We start from the raw sequence: 25,977 nt of genomic DNA on the forward strand, positions 1-25,977 counted from the left end.
CGCGGTGTGCGGCGGTGCAGCCTTTGGTGCATCCGTCGCCTGCGGCCTTGTCGGTGCCCATGCCGCGGCCGATGCTGGTTGCCGGCCCACACGGGCGCGCGAACGGGAGGAGGCCGGTGTACGGGCTGGGCGTGGACCTCGGTACCACCTGGACCGCGGCGGCCGTGCGGCGCGGCAGTGGCGTGGAGGTGCTCCGGCTCGGTGGCCGGCGTCCCGAGATCCCGTCGGTGATCTTCCTGCCTGCCGGCGGGCCGGTGCTGGTCGGCGAGCCGGCCGTGCGCCGCGGCGCGGAGGACCCGGGGCGGCTGGCCCGCGAGTTCAAGCGGCGGGTCGGCGACCCGGTGCCGCTGCTGATCGGCGGCTCGCCCTATCCGGCGCACGCGCTGCTCGCCCGGCAGTTGGAGCACGTGCTGGCGGTCGCCACGAAGAACGAGCAGGGGCCGCCCGGTTCGGTGGTGCTCACCTGCCCGGCGAACTGGGGTCCGTTCAAGCGCGACCTGCTGGAACAGGCGGCCCGCCTGGCCGACGCGCCACGGGTGGTGCTGCGCAGCGAGCCCGAGGCGGCCGCGGCCTCGTATGCGGCGGGCGAGCACATGGACGACGGCGACATAGTGGCCGTCTACGACCTGGGCGGCGGCACCTTCGACGCGGCCGTGCTGCGCCGCACCGCGGACGGGTTCGAGCTGCTCGGCACGCCCGACGGGATCGAGCAGATGGGCGGGGTCGACTTCGACGAGGCCGTCTTCGAGCACGTGGCCCAGATCCTGCCGGCCGACCGGCTTACCGGTGACGACCCCGACCTGGTGCCGGCACTCGCCCAGCTGCGGCGCGATTGCGTGGAGGCCAAGGAGGCGCTCTCCTTCGACACCGAGGTGATGATCCGGGTGGCGCTGCCCGGTCTGAACACCCGGGTGCGGCTGACCCGGCAAGAGTTCGAGGCGATGATCGAGCCGGCGCTCCAGGAGACGGTTCGCTCGCTGGGCCGCGCGCTGCGCTCGGCCGGCGTCGCCCCGGAGCGGCTGCGCGCGGTCCTGTTGGCCGGCGGGTCGTCGCGGATCCCGCTGGCGGGCGCCCTCGTCGGCGAGGCGTTCGGCCGGCCGGTCGTGGTCGACCCCAACCCGGAGCACAGCATCGCGCTGGGCGCGGCCCGGCTCACCGCCCTCGTCCCGGCGCCGGTGCCCGTGCCGCCGGCCGCGGCCCGGGCGGCCGCGCCCACCCCGGCACCGCCGGCCTCCCCACCGTCAACGCCATCGTCGCCCGAGCCGGCGACCATGCCGCTGCGGACCGCCGAGCCGCCGACCGTGCCGCTGCGGATCGCCGAGCCGCTGACCCAACTGCTGCCGCTCCCCGCCCCGCCGGCTCAGCCGCCCCCGCGCGAGACGCCGCCGGCTCAGCCGCCCCCGCGCGAGACGCCGCCGGCTCAGCCGCCCCCGCGCGAGACGCCGCCGGCCCGGCCGGCGCCGCAGGTGACGCCGCCTGCGGCGTCGCCTCCGCGCTGGACGGCACCAACTCCGACGCCGCCGGCCACGACGCCTCCACATGGGACGCCGCCAGCCGCGACGCCCTCACGGGGGACGCCGCCAGCCGCCACGCCCTCACGGGGGACGCCGCCAGCCGCGACGCCCTCACGGGGGACGCCGCCAGCCGCGACGCCCTCACGGGGGACGGCGCCGGCTGTGACGCCGCCGCAGGCTGCGACGACCCCAAGCGTGGCGCCGCCGACTTCGTCGCCCCCGCGCTGGACGGCTCCGACTCCGACGCCACCGCACGGGACGCCACCGCACGGGACGCCACCGGACGGGACGCCCCTGGCCGCGACGCCCCCGCGTGGGATGGCGTCGGCTCCGGCGCTCCCGCAGGTGACGCCGCCGCGTGGGATGGCGCAGACTGCGACGCCGCCCCGCGGTACGGCTCCGGCCAAGCCCCTCTCCGCGGCCCCGCCCGCCGCGGCGGGCGAGCCACCGCCCGACGCTCCCGGCCGGGGCCGGCGTCGCATCCGCATCCTGGTCGCGGCCGCCGCCGTCCTGCTGATCGCCGCCAGCGTGCCGATCGCCGTACGGCTGCTGCGCGCCGACGGCCACCCGGCCGCCGCCCCGTCGCCGACCGTCAGCGCCCTGGCCTGCGGTTTCGACGAGGATTTCGCCGGCACCGCGGTGGACCCCGCCTGGGAACGCACCCGGGGGGACGCGTCGATCATCGTGAGCAACGGGATGGCCGAAATGGACGCCCCGGAGGGTGCGGACATCTTCACCTCCTACATGACGGCGCCGATGCTGCTGCGCCCGGCCACCGGCGACTTCGTCCTGGAGGCCATGCTGGAGGTGACCCCGTCCGTGTTCTACCAGGGCGCCGGCCTGCTGCTGTGGAACGGCCCGAACAGCTACGTACGGATCGAGCGCGCCTTCGGCAAGACCGGGACGGTGGGCTTCGAGTACAAGGACAACGGCAAGCACACGCGGGTACACGGGCCGCTGCCCAACCAGAACCCGATCGAGACCACGGCCACCCGGCTCGTCCTGCGCATGACCCGGACGGGCAACACCATCACCGGCTCCTGGCGCTCCCTCGACACGTCCGAGTTCTCCGACCTGGCCACCGTCTCGATGACGACGCTGCCGCAGACCGTGCGGGTCGGCGTGTCCGCACTCAACCGGGCCCAGTTCGGCGCGAAGCCCACCCCGTTCCGCGCCCGCTTCGCCCGGATCACGCTGACCTGCTGAGGCCCGACCGCACGCGGACGACGGGCCGGAACGCCCGTCTCCCGCGCCGTCAGAGCTGCCGGATGATGCCCTGCCCCGAATCGACGACCATGACCGCGACGATGTCGCCGTCGCGGCGGAAGGTCACCGTCCTCGGGGTTCACGGACGGCAGCTGCGGATCCCAGGCGCCGCCGAACGCGAGGCCGTACGGGCCGTCCGCGACCACGGCCGGCTGCGGCGGCCCGCACGCCGCCAGCAGCTCCACTCAATAGCGGTGGACAGGCATGCGGGCGTGAGTCCTGGGCCGCGGCCCAGGTTTGGGACTCTCTCCGCCCTGCAACCCGGAGATCGCCTCCGGCGGCCATCGCGGCGGGACGACCACTGCACTCAGCTAAGATCCCCGATCGATGAGCATGATCATGTTCATTCAACGGGGAGGTACGAGAAAGACATGCTGTTCGCGTTTGCCCGCCGGCTGCTCGCCGCCGCGGCCGTGACCGCTTCGCTGCTCGCCGCCGTGCCGACTCCGGCCCAGGCCGCGCAGCCTGAGGTCACGATGGTTCTTCCGGACATGACCACGCCGGAGCGGACGGTGCTCGTGCCGCCGCAGGAGGACGACTCCAACCTCGTGCTCCAGCCGACCGTCACCTTCAGCGAGGACTACACGGCCACCAACATCAAGGCTCGCATCACGGTCGACAACGGGCTCTACCTGTCCCGCATCCGAGCATGTTGCACCCCGTGCGACCGGATCGAGCGCGGCGATATGACCTGCACCGACCTGGGCGGCTGGGCCTTCAAGGCAGGCAAGCCGGAGACCGCGGACTTCGACTTCCTCTACGAGGTCTACCGACTCGGCGTATACGCCGGCCCGACCACCAAGCCCGGGACAGCCACCATGACCGTCACCTTCTGGATCGACGACATCACCGTCACCGCCAGCGGGCCGGTGAGGGTGGAGGCCTGGCCGCCGCCATCGACCGGCGCCCCCACCGGCACGCCGAGCGCCACCCCGCCCAGCAGCAGCGCCGCGATCCCCAGCGCCTCACCGTCGGCTCAGGCGGCGGGGGAGGAAGACGACGACGTCCGGCTTCCGATCACCGGCCCGGCGACCGGCGGTCTCATCGCGGGCGGCGTCGCCCTCCTGGTCGGCGGATTCCTCCTGGCCCGCCGCCGGCGAACCCGGTTCGAGGCCTGAGCACCCAGGGCGTGTTTCGTAACTGGACCCGACCCCAGTTACGAAACACGCCTTAGTCCGTCCGCACGAGGCAGAACGGCTTGCCGGCCGGATCGGCGTAGACGCGCCAGTTCGGGCCGCCGCCGTCCAGGCGGGTGGCGCCGAGGGCTACGGCGCTCTGTTCCGCCGCGTCGAAGTCCCGGACGGTCACGTCGAGGTGGAGCTGCTGCGGGTACGCCGGATCCGGCCAGCGCGGCGCAACATACTGCTCCACCTGCTGGAACATCACCGGCTGCGCACCCTCCTCGCCGATCATGGCGACGCCGTCCGCCTCGTACGTCACCGGCTTGCCGAGTAGTTCCGCGTAGAAGTGGCTCAGCGTCTTCGCGGAAGGGCAGTCGAGCATCACGGCCATCAGGGTGGTCCGCGGGTCGTCCGGGTTGAGGCACAGGTCGAACGGGTGGCCGGCCGGGTCGGCCAGCGTGTGCCATCGCTCGTTGCGGCGCAGCAGGGTGGCGCCGAGCTGCTGGGCACGCTCGGCCGCCTCGTCGATGTCCGGTACCCGGAAATCAAGGTGGGCCTGCTGCGGCCGGTCCGGGTCCGGCCACTGGGGAGACACATGGTCGGTGGCCAGCTGCAGACCGATCCGCCAACCGTCATCGGTGGTCAGCGTGATCCAGTCATCGCCGCCGTATACGCGTCGCCAGCCGGCGAGCTGCTCATAGAACGAGGCCAGTCGGTCGATGTCCGGGGCGTCCAGCGCCACGGCCCGCAGTGTGCCGGTCATACCCCGATCCTGCCGTGTCACTGCAGGATCTCGATATACCCATCGGTTCCGTGTACGCGGATCCGCTGCCCGTCGCGGATCAGCCGGGTGGCATCGGCCACGCCGACGACGGCCGGCAACCCGTACTCCCGGGCGATCACCGCGCCGTGGGTCATGAGGCCGCCGACCTCCGTCACCAGGCCCGTGATCGCGACGAACAGGGGTGACCAGCTCGGGTCCGTGTACGCCGTGACCAGGATGTCGCCGGCCTCGAGGTCGGCCTCCGCCATGTCGAGGATGACGCGGGCCCGGCCCTCCACCGTTCCGGCGGAGACCGGCAGGCCGACCAGGGCGCCGGCCGGCACGTCGTCGCGCCGGTACGCGCCGACGATGGCCTCGCCGTCGGACGTGAGCACCCGGGGCGGCGTGAGCGCCTGATACGCCCGGAACGCCTCCTTGCGCTCCCGGATGAGCCGATCGTCGGACCGGTTGGTGCGTACGACGTCGTGCAACTCCTGGAACGTGAGGTAGAAGATGTCCTCCTTCGCCGCGAGTACCCCGGCCCGCACCAGGCGCTCGGCCTCCGCCAGCAGGGCGCGCTTGTAGACGAAGTAACGGCTGATGATGTTGTACTTCGGGTACTCCCGATAGCCGATGAAGGTTCGGACCCGGTCGATCATCCGTTTGGTCTCGTCGGCCTTCGCCTCGCCGTCCGGCAGGGCGCGGAGGCGTTGCAGCAGTTCCTGTTCCTTGTCCCGCGCCTCCTGCCGGCCCTGTTCGAAGCGGCGCGCGGCGGCGCCCGGCTCGAACAGCTCGACGTTGTCGAGGATCAGGGGCACGAGCGTGGTGGGGCGTTCGCTCCAGCGCGGCCTCGTGATGTCGATCTCGCCGACGCAGCGCATGCCGTACCGGTCGAGGTAGGTCTCGATGGCGTCGCGCGCCTCGCTCCCGCCCGGGAGCTTCGGCAGTTCGTCCAGGAAGCCCTCGTCCTCGACGCGTTGCAGGAACGCGACCACCTCGGGGTACGGGCGGATCACGTCCGCGACGTCGAGCAGCGCGAGGCCCATCTCCGACGTGACGTTGTCGGGGGCTGACCGCGTGAGCGTGTCGGCCGCGTTCTTCTCGCCCAGCCACTCCGCCAGGCGGTCGTTGAGCCACCAGGTGGCCTCCATGCCCGCCATGATCGCCTGAATGCTCAGCGAGTCACTGAGGACCCGCTTGTGCTCCTGGATCGCCTCCAGCAGGAAGTCGAAGAGCGCCGGCCCGGTCTTCGACCGGATGTCGTGCCGCAGGGCGGCGGTGGACGTACGGGCGCGTTCGATCAGCTCGGTGACGATGCCCGGATCGGTCTCGATCTGGCCGGACCCGCCGTGCAGCGGCGGCCGGACGGGGGCGGCGTCGGTGAGCGCCGGGACGAAGTCGCCGCGGTCGAGGATGGTCTCCAGCGCGTCGCTGATCAGCGGGTCGGACCTGCCGACGAGTTCCATGAAGCCGGCGCGGCTTGCCGGCGCGGCCAGCAGCCTGGTGGCGTCGACGAACAGCCGCCCGCCGGCCTCGTGCATCGGCGCCATGGCCGTGAGCTGCCACATGGAGATGCCGAGGGGCTTCATGGCGTCGGTCATCATCTGCTGGTGGCCGACGGAGATGTAGACGTGGTTCTCAGCGTCGCCGATCTCGGGTACGGGGAACAGCGTGGTGATCGGCCGGCTCTGCACGATGCGGAAGTCGTCGTCGATCAGGCACCATTCGATGTCCTGCGGGCGGCCGAAGTGCGCCTCGATCCGCCGCCCGAGCCGCGCCAGCCGCACGGCCTGCGCGTCCGTCAGCGCGGGCTGCTCCTGCCGCGACGGGTCGATCGCCACCTCCCGCGTACCGCCCGCGGGCTGGGCGTGGATGGCGATCCGTTTGGCGCCGACCGTCTTGGCGACGATCTGGCCGTCGCGCACCGTGAAGACGTCGGGGTTCACCAGGCCGGAGACCAGCGCCTCGCCGAGTCCGAAGCCGGCGTCCACGGTGGTGACCTTCCGGTTGCCCGTGACGGGGTCGGCCGTGAAGAGGATGCCGGCCGCCTGCGGGAAGACCATCTGCTGCACGACGACGGCCATGTGCACCTTCCGGTGGTCGACGCCGTTGCGCAGGCGGTAGATCACGGCCCGCTCGGTGAACAGCGACGCCCAGCACCGGCCGAGGTGCTCGAGGATCGACGCCGGGCCGACGACGTTCAGGTACGTGTCCTGCTGGCCCGCGAACGAGGCCGTCGGCGTGTCCTCCGCCGTCGCGCTGGACCGGACGGCGTAGGCCGTCTGCCCGTCGAGCGCACCGGTGACCGCCGTCGCCACGTCGTCGGGGACGCCGGCACCTTCGATCGCCTGGCGGATCTCCGCGCTGAGCGCGCGGATCTCGTCCCGGGCGTCGGGGTCCAGCCGCGACAGCCGATCCAGTTGATCGTCGATCGACGGCGCCTGCGCCATGGCCCGCCGGAAGGCGTCCGTGGTCACGCAGAAGCCGGCCGGCACGTTGATGCCATCGATGCGCGACAGCTCACCCAGGTGCGCGCCCTTGCCACCGACGACCGCGACGTGCGCCTCGCCGACCTCTTGAAGATCCAACACGTATTGCTCGATCATTGAGCCCCCTCAGCCGACGATTCTGCGCCTCCTCGCGGGCCTTGCCGCAAGCCCACCACTGCGCTATAGGGTGAAAGAGAGGCCGCGTCAGCCGAGCTGTCCGAGGACGACCGAACCGGCGATGAACAGCAGGACCAGCGGTACCGTCCGCAGGACCGCGCGCCTGGACGGCCGGTCGGCGCCGCGCAGCAGCGTCACGCCGAGCGGCACGAACGCCACGACGAGACCGGCGACCTGCACGGCCGAGGCCCAGGTGCTCCCCTTGAGCACCCCGATCATCAGCCCGGACATCAGCCCCAGCGCGACGGCCGGCACCGCCCGCAGCGTCCCGGACAGGTAGCACCCGATCGCCAGGACGATCCAGCCGATCATCACGGCGGCCGTCAGGCTCGACACCACCCACTCCCGACGGCCGTAGTAGGCGCCGACGGCCTGCGTCGCCGCGCTCACACCCACGCTGTCGGCCAGCGCGAAGGCGAACGTGTTGACCCCGTAGTGGAACGCCCGGGCGAACAGGCCGAAGACCACCAGGCTGCCGCCCCACACCGCCCACCCGGGCCGGGTGACCCCGACCCGCGCCGCGACCGCGACGACACCGGGCCACAGCGCGACGGTGCCGGCCAGGAACATCGCGTACGCGGTGGCGATCAGCTCCGGCCTTTCCCCGTACGCGGTGAGCTGGTCCGGAAAGAAGAACGGGACGCCGAGGCGGAGCAGCGTGCCCGTCAGCAGCAGGAGCGGCCCGGCGATCAGGGATACGCCACCCAACCACGGCCCCGGGAAGCTGAACGAGCCCCTCGCGGTGTTCATGCGGACGACTCTGCCACGCCTGGTTTAGGGTCTGGCGCCATGACGGACACCGACTGGCTGGCCGACGTCGGCTGCGGCACCGGACGGGTCACCGCGCACCTGCACGGCCTCGGACTTCCCGCGTTCGGCGTCGACCTGTCCCCCGGAATGATCGCCATGGCGCGCCGGGACCACCCCGGAATCCGGTTCGACGTCGGCTCGATGACCGACCTCGACCTCGCCGACTCCTCTGTCACCGGACTCGTCGCGTGGTTCTCGATCATCCACGTCCCGGACGAGGAGGTCCGGGCGGCGTTCCATCGGTTCCGCCGCGTGCTGCGGCCGGAGGGTGCGCTGCTGCTCGGCTTCTTCGTCGGCGACGACTCGACGCTGCGGACGGAGGGCTACGGCGGGCACCCGATGCGGGTGTACGTGCACCGGCGTCCCGTCGAGCGGATCGCCGAATGGCTGGAACAGGCCGGGTTCCGCGTCGAGGTGAGCATGCTGCACCACCCCTCCGAGACGGTGACCGGCGGAATGCTGATCGCGCGCCCGCGGCGAGGATAGGAGGCCCCGCCCGGCCGCAGGTGAACGGCCGGGCGGGGCACGGGGTCAGGCGGCGCCGAGCGCCTCCGTCGGCGCCAGGCGCGCCGCGCGGACGGCCGGATACCACCCGGCCACCGCCCCGATCACCACGGTCGCGCCGACCCCGCCGCACAGTGCCCACAGCGGCACCACGGTCGGCCAGGTCTGCGTACCCGCGTAGAACGCCGTCACCAGGAAACCGATGAGCACTCCCGCTACCCCGCCGGCCAGCGACAACAGCATGGACTCCGCGACGAACTGCACCCGGATCTGGCCGCGCGTCGCGCCCAGCGACCGGCGCAGCCCGATCTCGGCCCGCCGCTCCAGCACGGAGATCACCATGGTGTTGGCCACCCCGATCCCGCCGACAAGCAGCGCCACCGCGCCCAGCCCCAGCAGCAGCTGGGTGAAGGTCCGGTCGGTGGCCCGCCGCGCCGCCAGCGCGTCCGAGGGCCGCGAGACCTTCACCTCATTGGGGTTCGACGGGTTGGCCGTCGCCGCCAGGACCCCGCGCACCGCGTTTACCTGCGCGTCCGCGGATCGCGTGTAGACGGTCGTCGGGTGCCCGTCGAACTTCAGGTAGTCCGCGGCCGACTTCCAGCCCACCAGCGCGGCCGAGTCCAGCTCCGGCGCCAGCGGCACCGGCTTCAGCACCCCGACGACGGTGAACCAGCGCCCGCCCAGGTAGACCGACGGCACCGTGCCGAGTCGCCGCGCCGCCGTCGCGCCGAGCACCACCGCCGGGTACCGCTCGGTCGCCGCGTTCAGCCAGCTGCCCGACGCCAGCGAGGCGCCGACGGTCGACAGCAGGGCCGGCTGGGCCGCCGCCACCGAGATGCCGCCGGTCTGCGCCGCCGGGATCCGGTCCGTGCGGTAGACACCCATGTCGGAGACCGACCCGATCGCCGCGACCGCGTACACCGGGCCGATCCGGGAGATCATCGACACCGATTCGTCGGGCAGGGTCGCGTTGTCGCCGAACATCGTGTTGCCCGGCCCGACGGTCAGCAGGTTCGTGCCCAGCGCCTCCAGCGCGCGGTCCAGGTCGGCGCGGCTGGACGACGAGATACCGACGACCGCGGTCATCGCCGCGATGCCGATCGCGATGCCCAGCGCGGACAGCACCGCCCGCAACGGACGCGCCCGCAGCCCGGACAGGCCGACCCGGGCCAGGTCCGAGGCGCGCAGCCGGGCAGGTGACAGGGTCATGGCTGGACCACCCGCCCGTCGAGCAGCGCGATCTGCCGGGGCAGCTCGTCGGCCAGTTCCCGGTCATGCGTGATCACCAGCACGGTCGTGCCGCCCGCGTGGAGTTCCCGCAGCAGCTCGACCACCCCCGATCCGGCGGCCGAGTCCAGGTTTCCGGTCGGCTCGTCCGCCAGCAGCAGCGCCGGCTCCCCGGCCACCGCCCGCGCTATCGCCACCCGCTGCCGCTCGCCGCCCGACAGCTGATGCGGCCGGTGCCCGAGCCGGCCGCCGAGACCGACCCGGTGCAGCGCGGCCTCCGCGCGCCGCTCGCGCTCTCTCCGGGGTACGCCCGCATACAGCAGACCGTCGGCGACGTTCGCGACGGCGGTGCGCCCGGGCGCGAGATGGAACTGCTGGAAGACGAACCCGATCCGGCGGGCACGCAGCGCCGAGAGCTGGCGGTCCGACAGGCGGGCCACGTCGTGCCCGTCGATGCGGACGGTGCCCGCCGACGGCCGGTCGAGCGTGCCGATCAGGTGCAGCATCGTCGACTTGCCCGAGCCGGACGGGCCGACGACCGCGGCGAGCTCGCCGTACTCGACGCCGAGGTCGACGGAGTCGAGCGCGGTCACGCCGCCCGGGTAGGACTTGGTCGCGCCGGAGAGCTCGATGACCTGGCTCATTCCGGCATCCCCACCTGCATGCCGTCCTTGATGCCGCCGCCGGACACCTCGACGCGGCCGTCGGCGAACAGGCCGGTCTCCACCGCGACGTAGCGCGCGGAGCCGCCCTCGACGACCTGCAGGCCGTACCCGCCCTCGGCGAGCGCGAGCAGCGCCGAGACCGGGACCGTCAGCACGTTCTTGCGCTCGGACGCGGTGAACGCCACGGTGACCGCCGCCTGGTCCAGCCCCTTCGGGGCCTTCTCGAAGGCGATGGTGACCGACAGGCTGGTGCTCGCGTCCTCGTTCCCCTCGGCGGGCGTCACCACCGTCTCGACCTCCGTGATCCGGCCGGGCGCCTCGGTGCCGTCCGGCAGGGTCACCCGCACGGCCGCGCCCTTGCGGACCAGCCGCTGGTCGGAGATGTCCAGCTCGACGGTGGCGACCCGGCCGGTGCCGGTCGTGTCGAGCAGCGCGGTGCCGGGCTGCGCCGCGGCACCCGGCGCCGCCGATTGGGCGGCGACCCGGACCGCGCCGGGCGCGTAGACGATCCGTGCCGGGTCGACCTTGCCGGTCTCCTCCAGCCCGAGATCGTCCTGCCAATCCCGTACGGCGGAAGCCGTCGCCGACGAGTACGTCCGGTCGACGGTGAACCCGCGGTACCCCAGCGCCCACAGGTTCTTCTCGAACTGCTTGACGTCCCGCCCGGTGTCCCCCGCGGACAGGGTCCGGTACGCGGGCAGCGAGCCGTACAGCAGCACCACCGGGTCGTCGTCCACCCGGTAGAGCGGCTTGCCGCGCCGCACCGTCGACTCCGCCGCGGCGAGCCAGGTCACCGTCCCGGACAGCCGGCTGACGTGCGCGGTCGTGTCCCCGTACCCGAGTTCGCCGTCGGCGTCCTGGGTGTCGACGAGCGTCTCCCGCTTCACCTCGGCCGTCAGCGGGGGTACCGACGCCTCCGCCTCGGCCTGCCCGTCCGGCAGCCCGGCCACGACGACGACCGCGGCGCCCGCGGTGAGCGCCGCCGCCGCGGCGACGGCGATGCCCAGCCGGCGCCTCATCCCCGCTCCGAATTCAGTTCGAGGGACGAGCCGCCGCCGGAGGTGTCCTCATGCTTGTTCGTGCCGGAATTAGGTCCCTCCGGGCGGAACTTGGAGCAGGCCTCCTCGGCCTTGTCGAACGTCGGGTCACCGGGGCCCATGCCGACCTTCCTGCCGTCGATCTGGATGCTTCCGTCGGGTTTCGGGTCGGGGAACTTCTCGACGCCGTTCTCGCGCATGCACTGCGCCATCTGCCGGGCCTGTTCGAGCATCTCCGGGTCGGCCGGCCCGTGGTCGCCGCCGTTCGGCGCCCACTTCTTGCAGGCCTCCATGGCGGCGTCGATCTTCGCCTTGTCCGTACCCTTGGGGGGTCTGATCTGAATTCCCCCGTCGGGCTTCGGGTCGGGGAACCAGCTCAGGCCCTGCTCCCGCATGCACTGCGCGAACTTCAGCGGTGCGTCCTCGTCCCTCTGATCGGGTGCGTCGGCCGTGGCCGACGTCGTCGGCGTCCCGCCGACCGAGGCAACCCCGTCGCCGGCGGCGGCCTCTCCGCAGCCGGCGGCCGCCGCAGTGAGCAGCAGGCCGAGCGCGAGAATCCTCCAGCTCCGCATCGTCTTCTCCCTCATCGGCGGCCGGACGGCCGCCACGGGATGCAGTGAAGTCCCCGGCGGGTTTCCCGGCCGTCACGCAAAACGATGACGCCCACGTGACGTGACCGTGGGTCACCATGGAGGCATGCGCATCCTGGTGGTCGAGGACGAGCCGCTGCTGGCCGACGCCGTCGCGGAGGGCCTTCGGCACGACGCCCACGCGGTGGACGTGGTCTACGACGGCGCCGCCGCGCTCGAACGCGCCCAGGTCAACGACTACGACGTGCTGGTACTCGACCGGGACCTGCCGGTCGTGCACGGCGACGAGGTGTGCCGGCAGCTGGCCGGGCGGGACGCGACGATGCGGATCCTGATGCTGACGGCGGCGGCCGAGATCGACGACCGGGTCGAGGGGCTGGCGCTCGGCGCGGACGACTACCTGCCCAAGCCGTTCGCGTTCCGGGAGCTGTCCGCCCGGGTCGCCGCGCTCGGCCGCCGGTCGCGCCCGGCCGCGCCGCCGGTGCTGCGCCGGGCCGGCATCAGCCTTGACCCGCACCGGCGCGAGGTCTTCCGCGACGGCCGGTACGTGCCGCTGTCCCGCAAGGAGTTCGCGGTCCTGGCCGAGCTGCTGCGGGCCGACGGCACCGCGGTGTCGGCGGAACAGCTGCTGGAGAAGGCGTGGGACGAGAACGCGGATCCGTTCACCCACGCCGTACGGATGACGATCCTGAAGTTGCGCCGCAAGCTCGGCAACCCGCCGGTGCTGCTCACGGAGCCCGGAGTGGGGTATCGGATCGGATGAGACTTACCGTGCGAGGCCGCCTGACCCTGGTGTACGGCAGCCTCTTCCTCGCGTTCGGCGTCGTGATGCTCGGCGTCACCTATGTCCTCGTCTGGCAGCAGTTGCCCGGCAAGGCCGTCATCCGGGGGGCGACGAACCTCGGGCCCGTCCCCGCGGATCCGACCCTGCCGAAGCCGGAGGCCTACTTCCAGGAGGTCGTCCGGGAGACCCGCGACGACGCGCTGACCGTGCTGCTCACCCAGGGCGGGATCGCCCTGCTGGTGGTGAGTGCGGTCGCGATCGCGCTGGGCTGGCTGGTGGCCGGGCGGATGTTGCAGCCGCTGCACCGGATCACCGAGACCGCGCGGCGGATCGCCGAGTCGCCGGCGGCCGACCGCGGCCTGCACGAGCGTATCGCGCTGACCGGCCCGGACGACGAGATCAAGCAGCTGGCCGACACGTTCGATCTCATGCTGACGCGGCTGGACCGCTCGTTCGACGGGCAGCGGCGGTTCATCGCGAACGCGTCGCACGAGCTGCGCACCCCGCTGACCCTGAACCGGACCCTGCTGGAGGTCGCGCTCCAGCAGGAGTCGGCGTCGGTGGAGGTGCGGCAGCTCGGCACGACCCTGCTGGCGATCAACGACCGGCACGGCCGGCTGATCGACGGGCTGCTCACCCTGGCCCGCTCGGAGCGGGAGCTGACCGAGCGCTCGTACGTCGACCTCGCGGACATCGCCTCGCACGTGAGCGCGGACGACGTACAGGTCGACCTGGCCGAGGCCGCCACCGTCGGCGATCCGGTCCTGCTCGAACGGCTGGTGCAGAACCTGGTCGACAACAGCGTGCGGCACAACCTGGCGGACGGCGGCTGGGTGCGGGTCGCCACCTACACGAAGGACGACCTGGCGACGCTTGAGGTCAGCAACACCGGGCCGGTCGTGCCCCGCTACGAGGTCGAGACGCTCTTCGAGCCGTTCCGCCGGCTCGGCCGGGACCGGCTCGCCGGCCCCGGCGTCGGCCTGGGCCTGTCGATCGTGCGGGCGGTGGCCCGCGCGCACGGCGGCGAGGTGCACGCCGTGCCCCGCGACGAGGGCGGCCTCGTCGTGACGGTCACCCTCCCGGCGGCCCGGCCCTGGCAGTAGCGATCACGGGCGGGTGTGACAATTTCTGGACGGCCGGTGACGGGTTGACCGCCAGATGGGAGCTCCGGCACACCACCGGGGGCCGGGCAATCCGGGGCATTAGGCTGGTGCGCCTGTGAACTGGGCTTCGGTGTGGCGGCCCGGATGGTCCTCCCGACATGAACGGAAAGTGATGACCGACCAAGCCAACGTGCGAGTCCTGCTGCTCGAGAGCATTCACCCGGACGCGGTGTCCCGGCTCGAGGCGGCGGGTTACCAGGTCGAGTCCGTCCGCAACGCCCTCGACGAGGTCGAGCTGATCGAGCGCATCAAGGGTGTGCATCTGCTCGGCGTCCGATCCAAGACGCAGGTCACCGCGAAGGTCCTCGAGGCCGCGGACAGCCTGGTCGCGATCGGCGCGTTCTGCATCGGCACCGATCAGATCGACCTCGGCGCCGCGTCGCAGGCCGGAATCGCCGTCTTCAACGCGCCCTTCTCCAACACCCGCTCAGTGGTCGAGCTGGCCCTCGCCGAGATCATCGCGATGACCCGCCGGCTCACCGAGAAGAACAACCTCATGCACGAGGGCGTCTGGGACAAGGCCGCCGTCGGCAGCCACGAGGTTCGCGGCCGCCGCCTCGGCATCGTCGGTTACGGCAACATCGGCACCCAGCTGTCGGTGCTCGCCGAGAACCTGGGCATGCATGTGTCCTTCTACGACACCGCCGACAAGCTGGCCCTCGGCAACGCTCAGCGCTGCGCGAGCATGGACGAGCTGCTGGCGACCTCGGACGTGGTGACGCTGCACGTCGACGGGCGGCCCGGCAACGCCGGCTTCTTCGGCGCCGAGCAGTTCGCCAGGATGCGCCCGGGCGCGATCTTCCTCAACCTGTCCCGCGGCATCGTGGTCGACCACGTCGCCCTGCGCGAGTCGCTGGCCAGCGGGCACCTCGTCGGCGCGGCCGTCGACGTCTTCCCGACCGAGCCGAAGGGCCGCGGCGACGAGTTCGTCTCCGAGCTGCGCGGCCTGCCGAACGTCATCCTCACCCCGCACATCGGCGGGTCCACCGAGGAGGCACAGTCGGACATCGGCGACTTCGTCGCGAACAAGCTGGCGCTCTTCGTGCGCGAGGGCAACACCACGCTGAGCGTCAACCTGCCCACCATCACGCTGCCGGCCACCACCGGCACGAGCCGGATCATCCACGTGCACCTGAACATGCCGGGCGTCCTGGCACAGGTGAACAGCATCCTGGCCGAGCACAGCGTCAACGTCGAGGGCCAGCTGCTAAGCACCCGCGGCGAGTACGGCTACCTGATCACGGACATCGGCGGCAGCTACAGCGCCGACGTGCTCGACCGGCTGCGCGGCATGAGCCAGACGGTGCGGCTCCGGGTCCTCTCCTAACCGAGGCCGGCGGGCCCGGGTCGCGCTACTTGACGGTTTCGACCGAGAGGAGCGTGACCCGGGTCTCCGCGGTCACGTCGTAGCGGTCGTTCGTCGCCCAGCCCTTCGGGGTCAGCGTCGAACCCGGCTCGACGTCGCGCAGCGTCCGCGCGCCCGCCGCGACGGTCTTCGCGCCGCCCTGCATCTTCACCCGGACCGGGTTGCCCTGCGGCGAGGTCAGCGCGAGCTCGTCGATGACCCCGGTGATCTTCAGCGCCACCGTGCCGGCCGGCTCGGGAAGGGCGATCTCGGTGACCCGGGACCCGCCGATCAGGTCGATGGCGCCGATCGCGCCGCCGGCGAAGTTGATGCGCTGCTCGTCGACGGCGCCGGACAGGCGCAGGTTCCACATCACCTGGTTGGAGAGCACGACCTCCACCGCGCCGGAGCCGCCGTCGCCGCCGGGAACCAGCTTGAGCTGTACCCGGTCCTTGTCGACGACGGCCTTCGGCAGGATCCCGGCGTCCTCGGCGGTCGAGATCCGGTAGAGGTCCTCGCCGAGGTCCTCGCTGCGCATTGTCAGCTTGGTCGCGGCGGTGGCCAGCTCGAAGGAGGCCACCGTACGGCCGTCGACGGGCGCGGTGACCGTCCGGTCGCCGGAACCGCCCGCGCCGAGTTCGAGCACCGACGTGAGGCTCTTGTCCGGGCCGGAGAAGTAGGAGACGCCGGCGACGACGCCGCCGAACAGCACGGCCGCGCTCAGCGCGACACCGGCGACGAACACGCCCCGGCCCCCGCCCCGCGGCGGCCCGGCCAGGACGGCCTGCTCGCCGGTCGCATGCGGGTGGCGGGCGGCGCGGTGCGGCCGGATCTCACGGCCCGGTCCGCCGATGAAGTCACCGATGCCGTCGTCCTCGCCCACCGCGTACGGCGTCCGGGCCTGGCGGGATCTGGCCAGCACGGATTCACCGGTGACGGAGCGGACCGGGTGCGGCTCGGGCGACCGGGGTTCGGGCGACCGCGGTTCGGGCATCCGCGGCTCCGGCAGGCGCGGCGCGGGCATCCGCGGCTCCGGCTTGCGGGGCGCGGGCGGCGGGACGGCGGGCGGGAACTGCGCGCCGGTGGCCGGCGCGGTCCTGGCGTTGTGGTTGCCGCTGATCGGGCCGGCGGAGAACCCGAACGACGCGCGGCCGGGGCCGGCCGGCGGCGCCGGGCCGTACGCGGGCTCCGGCGGGTCGGCGGGTGTGCCGTGCGCGTCCGCGGACGAGGGTGTGGCGGGCGAACCGAAAGCACTCCAGCTCTGGGAGTCGGCCATGTCTTCCTCATCAGCATCGTCACGGAACGAGTTCACAGCGGGAGGCCGCCGGTAGGGCGCGCCGTCGCGGTTGGCCCAGTCGGCGCCGGAGTTGGACATCAGGCCCGCCGCCGGTACGGACACATCGGACGAATCGGCGTGTTGTCGTTCCACGCGATGCCCTCCAACCCGCGCCGGCGCCGTCGACTTCTGGGGGCGCTCCAGCGAGAAGTACGGATGCCGCGGCGTATCGGATGAGTACGATCGTGAATTACTCTCCGTTATTTCTGTGCGGGCTGAGTAGGCCCCGGCGGGTGGCGACCGCGACCGCCTCCAGCTGGCTGTGCGCGCCGAGTTTGCCCAGCACGGCCTTCACGTAACCGCGGCACGTGTGCACGCTGATGCCGAGCCGCCGGGCGATGGCCCGCGGGTCGAGCCCGGAGCCCATCAGGACCAGCACCTCTCGCTCGCGCGCGGTCAGCCCGCCGGCCCGCGGCCCGACCACCGGCGAGGTGCTGCGCAGCAGCCGCGCCAGGATGTCGGTGGAGACCGTCATGCCGCCGCCGTGCGCGGTGTGCACGGCGTTCAGCACGTCGCCGAGCGGGCCGTTCTTCGACAGGAACCCCGACGCGCCGGCCGCCGTCGCCCGGCCGACCAGGGCGGATTCGTTGTTCGCCGTCAGAATCACGAACCGGGTGTCCGGCTGCCGGTGCCGCAGCAGCTCCGCGATCGCGATCCCGTCCGCGTCCGGAAGGTCCGGATCGAGCAGTACCACGTTGGGCCGTAACTCCTGCACGAGCCGGATGGCCTGCTCACCGGTGCGCGCATGACCGATGTACCGAAGCTCCGGCTGCCCGGCCAGCGCCACGCCGAGCAGCTCGGCGAACGTCTGATGCCCATCAACCACGAGCACCGTGATCGCCTCGCCCACCATTCGCGCCTCCTGATCCGCCAGCGCTGGAAGTCTATGTGTCTCTCGCCCGAAGCCAAGGCGTACCAACAGTCGGACAGCACCCGCGAGCCAAGCCGATCGGGCGGTACGCCCGCCGTCCGGATGAGGCCGAGCGGCCGCCATAACTCGTATCTTCGGTGGACAGGACCCCTCGCTTTCGGGGTGCGGAACGACGCGGCGGACGCTTGTCGCGCGGCCCACTCCCATAGAGGGTCTTACGCCATGTACGAAATCCAGCTCTTCGGTCGACTCGAGGTCCGCACACGCGGCGTGCGCCTGACGGGTCAGGACTTCGGCGGCGAAAAGCCCCGGCAGATTCTGGCACTGCTCGCGCTCCGTGGCGAGACGAACGGCGCGGAGTTGGCGGAACTGCTCTGGTCCGGACGCCCACCGGCCGGCCACCGGACCACGGTGGAGGGTTATGTGTCCCTTTTGCGGCATCGTCTCGACCCGGCGGGCGACTCCCGTGACTCCGCGATCACCAGCCGCGACGGCGGCTACGCCCTCGTCGACGAGCGGGTGCGGGTGGACGTGGCCCGCTTCGACGAGCTGGTCGCGGCGGCCTCGGGCCGTACGGCGGGGCGCGCGCTGCGGCCGCTGACCGCCGCCGCCCACCTGGCCGGGCGGCCGCTGCTGGAGGACGTCGAGCACCCGGAGTGGGCGGCCGAGGCCCGCGAGCGCTACCGGACCCGCCTGGTGACGACGCTGCTCGACGCGGGCGGGCTCGCGCTGGCGGCCGGGGAGCCGAGCACGGCGCTGGAGCTGGCGGGCCGCGCGGTGGACATCGACCCGGTCGCGGAGCGCGGTTGGGCGATCACGATGGCGGCGCACCGCTCGCTCGGCGACCGGGTGGCGGCGCTGCGGGCATACGACCTCTGCCGCCGGCGGCTCGCCGAGGACCTGGGCGTCGAGCCGTCCGCGGAGACCCGCGCTCTGTTCCTGGAGCTGCTGCGGTACGACGGCTCGGACCCCGCAGTGGACGGCGCGGTCGCGGCGATCCTGGCGGCGGCCGGCGAGGCACACCGGCCCGGCACGGTGGCGGACCTGCTGCGCCGGGCCGCGGAGCTGGCCGCCCGGCCGCAGTGACGTGACGCGGGTCAAATAGCGGGCGCCCGGGGCGGAAACCGCGAAGAATCGCCGCGTGCACACGACGCTGCTGCCCGTACCCCTGGCTCCGGAGATCTCGCTGCACCTGGCCGACGGCCGGGTGGGGTTGTTCGACGAGAACGGCGGCGCGTTCAGCAGTGACGTGCCGCCGCCGTTCTGGCTGTTCGTCTGGGCCGGCGGCCAGGCCCTGGCCCGTTACGTCCTGGACCACCCCGAGATCGTGCGGGGCAGGACGGTGCTCGACATCGCCACCGGCTCGGGCGTGGCGGCGATCGCGGCGGCCCGGGCGGGCGCGGCCCGCGTCACGGCGCTGGACGTCGATCCGCGGGCGGCGCAGGCGGCGGCCCGGAACGCGGCGGCGAACGACGCGGCGGTGGACACCCGGGTCGCGGACGTCGCGCAGGCGGACTCGACCGCGGAGGTGATCCTGGCCGGCGACGTCTTCTACACCCGCGGCGTCGCCGACCGGATGGCGGCGCGGCTGCGCCGGGCGGGCCGCGAGGGCGCCCGGGTCCTGGTCGGCGACCCCGGCCGGGGGTTCTTCCCGGAGCGGCTGTTCGCCCGGGTCGCGGAGTACGTGGTGCCCGTGCCGGCCGCGCTGGAGGAGACCGAGTCGCTGGTCACCGGCGTCTGGGAGCTGCGAACCCGGGCCACCACCACCGGCTGACGCAGATGCTTTCATCAACCAACAAGCTGTACGCTACACGTATCTTGGCGGGAGGTGCGTGATGACGAAATCGGACGCGGGTGACGCCACCGGACGGCTCGCCGACGAGATTGCGCGATTCGCCGGGCTCGGCGCGCGCGCCAAGGGCATGCTCAACGCGGGAGACCTCGGTGCCGAGTTCTCCGCGCTCATGCTGCTCTTCCCGATGCAGCACCTGGGGCCGATGCGGGTCACCGACCTCGCCGAGGTGAAGGGCGCCGACCCCTCGACGGTCAGCCGGCAGGCGGCGCAGCTGGTCAAGGCCGGCCTCGCCCGCCGCGAGGCCGACCCGGCCGACGGCCGGGTGTCGCGGCTCGCCGTCACCGAGGCGGGCCACTCGGCCTGCCACCGGCTGCGCGAGGCGCGGCACGCGCTGCTCAGCGAGGCGCTGAGTGGCTGGCCGGCCGAGCGCGTGAGCGCGTTCGCCGACCTGTTCGCAGAATTCAACAGCTCCGTCGCGGCGCTCCTGCGCAGCGACCCGGCCGTACCAGCACGGGAGAACGCGTGAGTGACTCCGGCACCACCGCATCGGCGGAGGACGGATCGGCGGCGGGCGCGCCAGGCGCCGGCATGCCCTCGGTGGAATTCACCCACCGGCAGATCCTGACCATCCTGACCGGCCTGATGATGGGCATGTTCCTCGCCGCCCTCGATCAGACGATCATGGCAACGGCGACCAAGACCATCGCGGACGACCTCAACGGCTTCAACCTCCAGGCCTGGGCGACCACGGCGTTCCTGATCACGTCGACGATCTCGACCCCGCTGTACGGCAAGCTGTCCGACATCTACGGGCGGCGGCCGTTCTTCCTGTTCGCGATCGCGGTCTTCATCATCGGCTCGATCCTCTGCGGTCTCGCGCAGAGCATGTACGGGCTGGCCGCCTTCCGCGCGATCCAGGGCATCGGCGCCGGCGGCCTCATGTCGCTGGCCCTGGCGATCATCGGTGACATCGTGCCGCCCCGCGAGCGCGCCAAGTACCAGGGCTACTTCCTGGCCGTCTTCGGCACCGCGAGCGTCGTCGGCCCGATCCTGGGCGGCTTCTTCGCGGGCGCCGACACGATCCTGGGCGTCGACGGCTGGCGCTGGGTCTTCTACATCAACGTGCCGATCGGCGCCGCCGCGATGATCGTCGTGGCCCGGGTGCTGCACCTGCCGCACATCCGCACCCCGCACCGCATCGACTGGCCCGGCGCGCTCTTCCTCGTCGTCGGCCTGGTGCCGCTGCTTACCGTCGCCGAGCAGGGCCGCACCTGGGGCTGGGACTCCGGCCGCGCGTTCCTCTGCTACGCGATCGGATTGATCGGCATCGTGGCCTTCATCTTCGCGGAGCGGGCCTACAAGGACGAGGCGATGCTGCCGCTGCGGCTGTTCAACAACCGCACGGTCGCCGTCGGCGCCACCTCGAGCACCATCCTGGGCATGGCGATGTTCGGCGGCCTGATGACCGTCCCGCTGTACCTCCAGATCGTGAAGGGCGCCTCGCCGACCGTCGCCGGCCTGGAGATGATCCCGTTCGTGGCCGGCATCATGGCCGGCTCGATCACCGCCGGCCAGCTCATCGCCCGGACCGGCCGCTACCGGATCTTCCCGATCATCGGCAGCGTGCTGATGGCGACCGCGCTGGCCCTGTTCGCGCTGATCGACGCGGACACCCCACTGTGGCGCACCATGCTGATCATGGTGCTGATGGGCCTCGGCCTGGGCGGCAACATGCAGCCGATGATCACCGCGGTGCAGAACGCGGTGTCGCCGCGGGAGATCGGCGTCGCGACCAGCACTGTCACCTTCTTCCGGTCGATGGGCGGCACGCTGGGCACCGCGATCTTCCTGTCGGTGCTCTTCAACGTGCTACCGGGAAACATCAACGACGAGCTGACGGCGGCGCGGGAGACGCCCGCGTACCAGCAGGCGGCATCGGACCCGGCGCAGCTGAAGATCCTCCAGCAGGCGCAGCACGAGGGGCTGAGCGACACGTCGTTCATCGGCAAGCTGTCCGACGTCATGGCGCACCCGTTCAAGGCCGGCTTCTCCGACAGCTTCCAGGTGGTCTACCTGATGGCGCTGGCCATCATGCTGATCGGCCTGATCGTGGTGCTCTTCCTGCCGGAGATCCCACTGGCACAGCGGTCGGCGCAGCAGCAGCGCGCCGACGACGCCGCGGCCGCGGCCAACTGCGACGGTGTGCCCGGCGGGGTCGGCGCCGGCCCCGACGCGGAGATCAAAAGCTCCTATTGACGACAGACCGACGACCATCGGGTACGGGCGCAGCGCGCGCTCGTACCCTTTGTCGTATGGCAGTCGTGAAGATCAACGCAATCGAGGTGCCCGAGGGCGCCGGTCCCGAGCTGGAGAAGCGCTTCGCAGCGCGGCAGGGAGCCGTGGAGAACGCGCCCGGTTTCCTGTCTTTCGAGCTGCTGCGCCCGGTGGCGGGCGAGACCCGCTACTTCGTAGTCACCCGCTGGTCGAACGATGAAGCCTTCAGAGCATGGTCAGAAGGAAGCGGTCGCGCGGCACACGCCGGGGAGCGCGCCCGCCCCGTCGCCTCGGGCGCCAGCCTGCTGGAGTTCGAGGTGGTCCAGCACGTGACGAAGTAGCCCTTCAGCCCTCAGCGTTGCGGGCGGCCGCCGCGATCAGCCGCTCGGCGACCGCCCGGCGGTCCATGCCGAGGCGCTGCGCGGTCTCCCGCAGCACGTCGTAGGCCTCCTGCACGCCGCAGCCGCGCTGCGCGATGATCACGCCGGCCGCCCGGTCGACGGTGGCGCCCTCGCTCAGCCCCTCGCGCCTGCGCAGCTCGCCCAGCAGAACCTCGGCCTGGTTGACCACCGCCATGGTGGTGAGCAGCAGATCGGGGGCGATGCCGCCCGGCTGGCCGACGAAGAGGCTCAGCGAGCCGACCGAGGTGCGCTGCACGTCGAGCGGGAACGACACGACGCCGTACACCCCCTCGGCGCGGGCGCACTCGGCGAGCTCGGGCCAGCGCGGGTCGGACTGCAGCTCGCCGGCGGTGACCAGCACGCGGTTGCGGGCGGCCTCGAGACCGGGGCCGTTCCCGGTGCCGTACTGCCGGTCGTCAAGGGCCTTCGCCCTGGCGCCGGAGGCGGCCAGCATGGGCGGGCCGCCCTCGCCGATCAGCGCCACGGAGCAGCGCAGCACGCCCGGAACCGCGCCGGCCACGAAGGCGGCGAGGCGGTCCAGGGCCTGCGGCACGGCGTCGGCGCCGAGAATGCGGACGGACAGCTCGTGCAGCAGCCCGGCGAGCTCCACCGGATGCGGACCCGCGGAAAGGCCGTCGCCCGGCCGGATCGCCGGGACGAGGTCGGTGACGGGGGGCTCGGGCACCGCCAGCTCGCCGGTCACGGCCCCGGCCGCCGACCCGGACTTGGCGGGCAGGGGTACGCGAACACGGCTCACGGCGCGGGTCTGGCCGGCAGGATTTCCCGGGGTGCCGGAGGCCGGCGGAACGCGATGCGAGGCGAGCCGCCCGGAGCTCCGTTGCGGGGCTGACATTTGCCCGATATTGCCATGCGCATCGGCGAACACGAAAGTCGTGTCCACTACCGAGTGCCCATCGGGGCGATACGGTCCGCTCTCCCGCGGCGCTCCGGGAACGGATCCGGGACGCCCGCCCCGGCCTCGCGAGGGCGGGCGCGGGGCGCCCCGGTGACGGCTTCCCGGCATTCCGAGGGCGCGCTGATCGGCATGGTCGTGGGCCATGGAGATCAACTACCCGAATCCGGCCGCTACGAACCCCTCGCGGGCAAACAAGTGCGCCGCCCCCGGAACCCGGGAGCGGCGCAGATGAAGATGTCGGTGCGCAGGTCGCCTCTCGGCGAAAGGCTCAACGCGGCTCCAGCCGAACGGTATTCCGCGAAGGCAAAGGGTGAGGCCCGGGGACACTGATCGCACCGACATCCACCCCAACCGTCGGCGGGGTGCGGTGATTCCGGTAGCCGTTGTGACCCAGACCACACCTGCGGCGGGGCCGCTCAGAAGTCCTGGGTGAGCCGGGACGGATCGATCTCCCGGCCGGGGTGCCGGGCCAGATATTCGCTCTCCAGCTCGGCCGTGCGCCGCAGATGCGTCGACAGCGCCGCCTCTGGTGCGTGCCGCAACGCGTCGAGCCGGGTCCGGTGCAGGCTGGCCAGCTCGCGCAGGAGGTCGTCGTCGGCCAGGCCCGCGGGGTCGATGCCGGTCTCGAAGACGACGGGCTGGTCGTCACCGGGGCCGAGCCGGGCGTCCTTCATGACTCCACCTGCCTTGATTCGCCGAACGTGCCTCACGCAACCGGTTGCCCGATCATCATGCCGCGAAACCCGCGCCGGTACGCTGACCGACATGAGGAGGCTGTGGACCCCCGCGTGGATCGCGCGCCACGCCCTCGCCCTGGTGCTTGTCGCCGGATTCCTGGGCCTGGGCTGGTGGCAGTTCAGCCGGGCCACCGGCGGCAACTCGCTCAGCTGGGGCTACACCTTCGAATGGCCGGTGTTCGCCGCGTTCGTCGTCTTCCTGTGGTTCCGCGAGGTCCAGCAGGAGCGCCGCGCGGGACGCGCGCCGGAGCAGGACGCCCAGGAGCCGGAGCAGCCCGCGCAGGGCGACCAGCCGGTGACGGTGCGCCGCCCGGTCCGTGTCCCGGTGGCCGGCGCGGCACCCGCCGACGACGACCCCGAGCTGGCGGCGTACAACGAGTACCTGAGCTGGCTGGCCGCCCACCCCGGGGCCCGGCCCGGCGACTATCCCGGACGCCGCACCAAGACCAGTTGAACCAAAGGACGTGGATCGTGCAGGGAGCCCTCACCCGCTACCGGATCATCGCCTGGATCGTCGGCGTGGTCCTGATCGTGCTCGTCGTGGTCGGCATGCCGCTGAAGTACATCGGCGACGACGACACGGTGGTGGCCGCCGTCGGGCCGTTCCACGGCTTCCTCTACATGCTCTATCTCGCCGCCACGTTCGACCTGAGCCGCCGCGTGGGGTGGCCGCTGCGCCGGATGCTGCTCGTGATGCTGGCCGGCACGGTCCCGTTCTTCTCGTTCTGGGCCGAACGGGTCGTCACGCACAAGTGGGCCGTCGAGGCCGTAGACGCCCCACCCGCCATGGCGGAGTAGGCAAAAGTCACGCTGCGAATCGGCCTTGTCGCCGCCCGCTATCCGGATCATTCCGATGTTTGTGATCATTGGCGCAAGTCACTCTTCTGGCTCTTGTGTTAATGCCGAGCGCCGATAAGTTAATGCGGTTGGTCCGGTCCGCAGCCACACCCCTCGGTGGCGCCGGCCAGCGCCGTCGAATCCTCGCCGGCGGAAATGGGACGACCCCGATCCCCCAGGGTCACCGCTTCCGCCGCGACGAACCGGGGAACCACCGAGCAGCATCGGGGTGAATCCGCGCAAGCGGTAGGGCCTTCTTCCCGCCCGAATCCGTCAGCTAACCCGGTAGGCGGCCAAGCGGAAGAAAGGCCCCGTACCGTTGCCACACGCCCGAACCAGGCTCCGCGCGCTGGCGGTCGCCGTCCTGGCGATCGCGATCTCCGGCACCTCCGCGACCGCCGCACACGCGGAACCGTCGAAGGCCGAGCTCACCAAGAAGATCGATAAGGCGTCCGACCAGCTCGAGGACGTCGTCGAGTCGTACAACAAGATGAAGATCAGCCTGAAGAAGACGAAGGCTGACGAGAAGCAGCTCATCGCCTCGCTCGAGCCGGCCAAGGTGGCCCTGGTCGCGGCCAGCGCGCAGATGAAGTCCATCGCGTCGTCGGCCTACAAGACCGGCAACGTCGGCACCATGAACGTCATGCTCGAGGGATCCGACAACCTCATGGAGCGGATGAGCATCCTCGAGCAGATCTCCCGCAGCCGCAGCCGGGACGTCCAGAAATACACCGAGACGACGCAGACCTTCGCCGATCGTCAGACCGCCCTCAAGGCGACCCAGGACCGGCAGGCCGCGGAGCTCAAGGAGCTGTCGGACCGCAAGAAGAAGATCGAGGGCGACCTCAAGAAGCTCTTCGCGATGCGCACCGCCGCGTTCGGCTCGGCGACCGAGACCGGCAGCAGGTACACGGGGCCCATCCCGAACATCGCGGGCTCGGCCGGCAAGGCGGTGACGTTCGCCTTCAACGCCATCGGCGTCATGTACGACTACGGCGCCGACGGCCCGAACGGCTACGACTGCTCCGGCCTGACCTCCGCCGCCTGGCGTGCGGCCGGCAAGTCGCTGCCGCACAACGCCGCGGCGCAGTACAGCGCGACCGCCAGGATCAGCAAGTCCGACCTGAAGGCCGGCGACCTGGTGTTCTACCGCAGCCTCGGCCACGTCGGCATCTATGTCGGCGGCGGCCAGATCATCGACGCGTCCCGAGCGGGCCAGCCGGTGAAGAAGCGGTCGATCAACATCATGACCCCGTACGGCTACGGCCGGGTCACCTGAGCAAGGTCAGTCACGGCGAAAGGCCGGCGCCCCCTCGGGGGTGCCGGCCTTTTCGTTGATCGTGGGCTTGTCGTTC

At 72.0% G+C, this 25,977-nt stretch carries 25 protein-coding genes and 1 riboswitch; of the genes, 14 read left to right on the forward strand and 11 right to left on the reverse strand.

Annotated elements, in window-relative coordinates:
- Positions 1–131 precede the first annotated feature (131 nt).
- Both BJ971_RS32895 and BJ971_RS32900 read left to right on the forward strand, forming a co-directional pair.
- Positions 132–2,720, forward strand: coding sequence for an Hsp70 family protein (locus BJ971_RS32895; protein ID WP_184997054.1), 2,589 nt, complete (start codon positions 132–134; stop codon positions 2,718–2,720).
- Between the two features lie 431 nt (positions 2,721–3,151).
- On the forward strand, positions 3,152–3,898 hold the full coding sequence (locus BJ971_RS32900; RefSeq protein ID WP_184997055.1) for an LPXTG cell wall anchor domain-containing protein: 747 nt from the start codon (positions 3,152–3,154) through the stop codon (positions 3,896–3,898).
- 52 nt (positions 3,899–3,950) lie between these two features.
- Here BJ971_RS32900 and BJ971_RS32905 read toward each other — a convergent pair whose 3' ends face one another.
- The 3 genes from BJ971_RS32905 to BJ971_RS40765 all read right to left on the reverse strand — a co-directional run bounded on the left by BJ971_RS32905 (position 3,951) and on the right by BJ971_RS40765 (position 8,080).
- Complete coding sequence (locus BJ971_RS32905) at positions 3,951–4,664, reverse strand: VOC family protein (protein WP_184997056.1); 714 nt, start codon at positions 4,662–4,664, stop codon at positions 3,951–3,953.
- Between the two features lie 17 nt (positions 4,665–4,681).
- Entirely contained in the window at positions 4,682–7,270 is a 2,589-nt protein-coding gene (gene rph, locus BJ971_RS32910; protein WP_184997057.1) for a rifamycin-inactivating phosphotransferase, read from the reverse strand.
- 87 nt (positions 7,271–7,357) lie between these two features.
- Positions 7,358–8,080 carry a hypothetical protein gene (locus BJ971_RS40765; protein WP_203709693.1) on the reverse strand — a complete coding sequence of 241 codons (723 nt, stop codon included), beginning with the start codon at positions 8,078–8,080 and terminating at the stop codon, positions 7,358–7,360.
- Between the two features lie 39 nt (positions 8,081–8,119).
- Here BJ971_RS40765 and BJ971_RS32920 point away from each other — a divergent pair, with 39 nt between their 5' ends.
- The gene (locus tag BJ971_RS32920) at positions 8,120–8,626 is read left to right on the forward strand and encodes a class I SAM-dependent methyltransferase (RefSeq protein WP_184997059.1); all 507 of its coding nucleotides are present in this window, start codon (positions 8,120–8,122) and stop codon (positions 8,624–8,626) included.
- A 45-nt stretch (positions 8,627–8,671) separates the two neighbouring features.
- Here the strand turns inward: BJ971_RS32920 and BJ971_RS32925 are convergent, their stop codons facing one another.
- Genes BJ971_RS32925 through BJ971_RS32940 form a run of 4 tightly spaced genes read right to left on the reverse strand, consistent with a single transcriptional unit; the run spans position 8,672 to position 12,145 of the window.
- Positions 8,672–9,853: an ABC transporter permease gene (locus tag BJ971_RS32925; protein ID WP_184997061.1), complete on the reverse strand. Its 1,182-nt coding sequence runs from the start codon at positions 9,851–9,853 to the stop codon at positions 8,672–8,674.
- Positions 9,850–10,515 (reverse strand): ABC transporter ATP-binding protein, encoded by a 666-nt coding sequence (locus tag BJ971_RS32930; protein WP_184997063.1) that lies wholly within the window; start codon positions 10,513–10,515, stop codon positions 9,850–9,852. Before BJ971_RS32930 ends, BJ971_RS32925 begins: the two co-directional genes overlap by 4 nt.
- The gene (locus BJ971_RS32935; RefSeq protein WP_184997065.1) at positions 10,512–11,555 is read right to left on the reverse strand and encodes an efflux RND transporter periplasmic adaptor subunit; all 1,044 of its coding nucleotides are present in this window, start codon (positions 11,553–11,555) and stop codon (positions 10,512–10,514) included. The genes BJ971_RS32930 and BJ971_RS32935 overlap by 4 nt, the downstream gene beginning before the upstream one ends.
- Positions 11,552–12,145, reverse strand: a complete 594-nt coding sequence (locus tag BJ971_RS32940; RefSeq protein WP_184997067.1) for a hypothetical protein — start codon at positions 12,143–12,145, stop codon at positions 11,552–11,554. Before BJ971_RS32940 ends, BJ971_RS32935 begins: the two co-directional genes overlap by 4 nt.
- Positions 12,146–12,269: 124 nt before the next feature.
- On the opposite strand from BJ971_RS32940, the gene BJ971_RS32945 reads away from it, so the two are divergent.
- From BJ971_RS32945 to serA, 3 genes are all read left to right on the forward strand, one after another.
- The gene (locus BJ971_RS32945) at positions 12,270–12,926 is read left to right on the forward strand and encodes a response regulator transcription factor (protein WP_184997069.1); all 657 of its coding nucleotides are present in this window, start codon (positions 12,270–12,272) and stop codon (positions 12,924–12,926) included.
- The gene (locus BJ971_RS32950; protein ID WP_184997071.1) at positions 12,923–14,050 is read left to right on the forward strand and encodes a sensor histidine kinase; all 1,128 of its coding nucleotides are present in this window, start codon (positions 12,923–12,925) and stop codon (positions 14,048–14,050) included. Before BJ971_RS32945 ends, BJ971_RS32950 begins: the two co-directional genes overlap by 4 nt.
- A 172-nt stretch (positions 14,051–14,222) precedes the next feature.
- Positions 14,223–15,437 carry a phosphoglycerate dehydrogenase gene (gene serA / locus BJ971_RS32955; RefSeq protein WP_184997073.1) on the forward strand — a complete coding sequence of 405 codons (1,215 nt, stop codon included), beginning with the start codon at positions 14,223–14,225 and terminating at the stop codon, positions 15,435–15,437.
- Between the two features lie 25 nt (positions 15,438–15,462).
- Here the strand turns inward: serA and BJ971_RS32960 are convergent, their stop codons facing one another.
- Both BJ971_RS32960 and BJ971_RS32965 read right to left on the reverse strand, forming a co-directional pair.
- Positions 15,463–16,884 carry a hypothetical protein gene (locus BJ971_RS32960; protein WP_184997075.1) on the reverse strand — a complete coding sequence of 474 codons (1,422 nt, stop codon included), beginning with the start codon at positions 16,882–16,884 and terminating at the stop codon, positions 15,463–15,465.
- Positions 16,885–16,981: 97 nt separating this feature from the next.
- The gene (locus tag BJ971_RS32965) at positions 16,982–17,644 is read right to left on the reverse strand and encodes a response regulator (protein ID WP_184997076.1); all 663 of its coding nucleotides are present in this window, start codon (positions 17,642–17,644) and stop codon (positions 16,982–16,984) included.
- A gap of 240 nt (positions 17,645–17,884) precedes the next feature.
- Between BJ971_RS32965 and BJ971_RS32970 the strand changes: the two genes are divergently transcribed.
- From BJ971_RS32970 to BJ971_RS32990, 5 genes are all read left to right on the forward strand, one after another.
- Positions 17,885–18,748 carry an AfsR/SARP family transcriptional regulator gene (locus BJ971_RS32970; protein WP_184997078.1) on the forward strand — a complete coding sequence of 288 codons (864 nt, stop codon included), beginning with the start codon at positions 17,885–17,887 and terminating at the stop codon, positions 18,746–18,748.
- Between the two features lie 55 nt (positions 18,749–18,803).
- On the forward strand, positions 18,804–19,436 hold the full coding sequence (locus BJ971_RS32975) for a class I SAM-dependent methyltransferase (RefSeq protein WP_184997080.1): 633 nt from the start codon (positions 18,804–18,806) through the stop codon (positions 19,434–19,436).
- Between the two features lie 61 nt (positions 19,437–19,497).
- On the forward strand, positions 19,498–19,983 hold the full coding sequence (locus BJ971_RS32980) for a MarR family winged helix-turn-helix transcriptional regulator (protein WP_184997082.1): 486 nt from the start codon (positions 19,498–19,500) through the stop codon (positions 19,981–19,983).
- Complete coding sequence (locus tag BJ971_RS32985; RefSeq protein WP_239087831.1) at positions 19,980–21,713, forward strand: MDR family MFS transporter; 1,734 nt, start codon at positions 19,980–19,982, stop codon at positions 21,711–21,713. The genes BJ971_RS32980 and BJ971_RS32985 overlap by 4 nt, the downstream gene beginning before the upstream one ends.
- 56 nt (positions 21,714–21,769) lie before the next feature.
- On the forward strand, positions 21,770–22,072 hold the full coding sequence (locus tag BJ971_RS32990) for an antibiotic biosynthesis monooxygenase family protein (RefSeq protein WP_184997084.1): 303 nt from the start codon (positions 21,770–21,772) through the stop codon (positions 22,070–22,072).
- Positions 22,073–22,076: 4 nt separating this feature from the next.
- On the opposite strand, the gene BJ971_RS32995 is transcribed toward BJ971_RS32990, so the two are convergent.
- Positions 22,077–22,889, reverse strand: coding sequence for a GAF and ANTAR domain-containing protein (locus tag BJ971_RS32995; RefSeq protein ID WP_239087832.1), 813 nt, complete (start codon positions 22,887–22,889; stop codon positions 22,077–22,079).
- Positions 22,890–23,464: 575 nt separating this feature from the next.
- Positions 23,465–23,722, reverse strand: coding sequence for a DUF6158 family protein (locus BJ971_RS33000; RefSeq protein ID WP_184997088.1), 258 nt, complete (start codon positions 23,720–23,722; stop codon positions 23,465–23,467).
- A 91-nt stretch (positions 23,723–23,813) separates the two neighbouring features.
- Between BJ971_RS33000 and BJ971_RS33005 the strand changes: the two genes are divergently transcribed.
- The 3 genes from BJ971_RS33005 (at position 23,814) to BJ971_RS33015 (ending at position 25,901) form a co-directional block, all read left to right on the forward strand.
- Entirely contained in the window at positions 23,814–24,239 is a 426-nt protein-coding gene (locus tag BJ971_RS33005; protein ID WP_184997090.1) for a hypothetical protein, read from the forward strand.
- A gap of 17 nt (positions 24,240–24,256) precedes the next feature.
- Positions 24,257–24,583 (forward strand): DUF3817 domain-containing protein, encoded by a 327-nt coding sequence (locus BJ971_RS33010; RefSeq protein WP_184997092.1) that lies wholly within the window; start codon positions 24,257–24,259, stop codon positions 24,581–24,583.
- 220 nt (positions 24,584–24,803) lie between these two features.
- Positions 24,804–24,929: riboswitch (cyclic di-AMP (ydaO/yuaA leader) on the forward strand.
- A 12-nt stretch (positions 24,930–24,941) separates the two neighbouring features.
- Positions 24,942–25,901 carry a C40 family peptidase gene (locus BJ971_RS33015; protein ID WP_239087833.1) on the forward strand — a complete coding sequence of 320 codons (960 nt, stop codon included), beginning with the start codon at positions 24,942–24,944 and terminating at the stop codon, positions 25,899–25,901.
- Positions 25,902–25,977 lie beyond the last annotated feature (76 nt).

It is taken from the genome of Amorphoplanes digitatis (assembly GCF_014205335.1).
GTDB lineage: Bacteria > Actinomycetota > Actinomycetes > Mycobacteriales > Micromonosporaceae > Actinoplanes > Actinoplanes digitatus.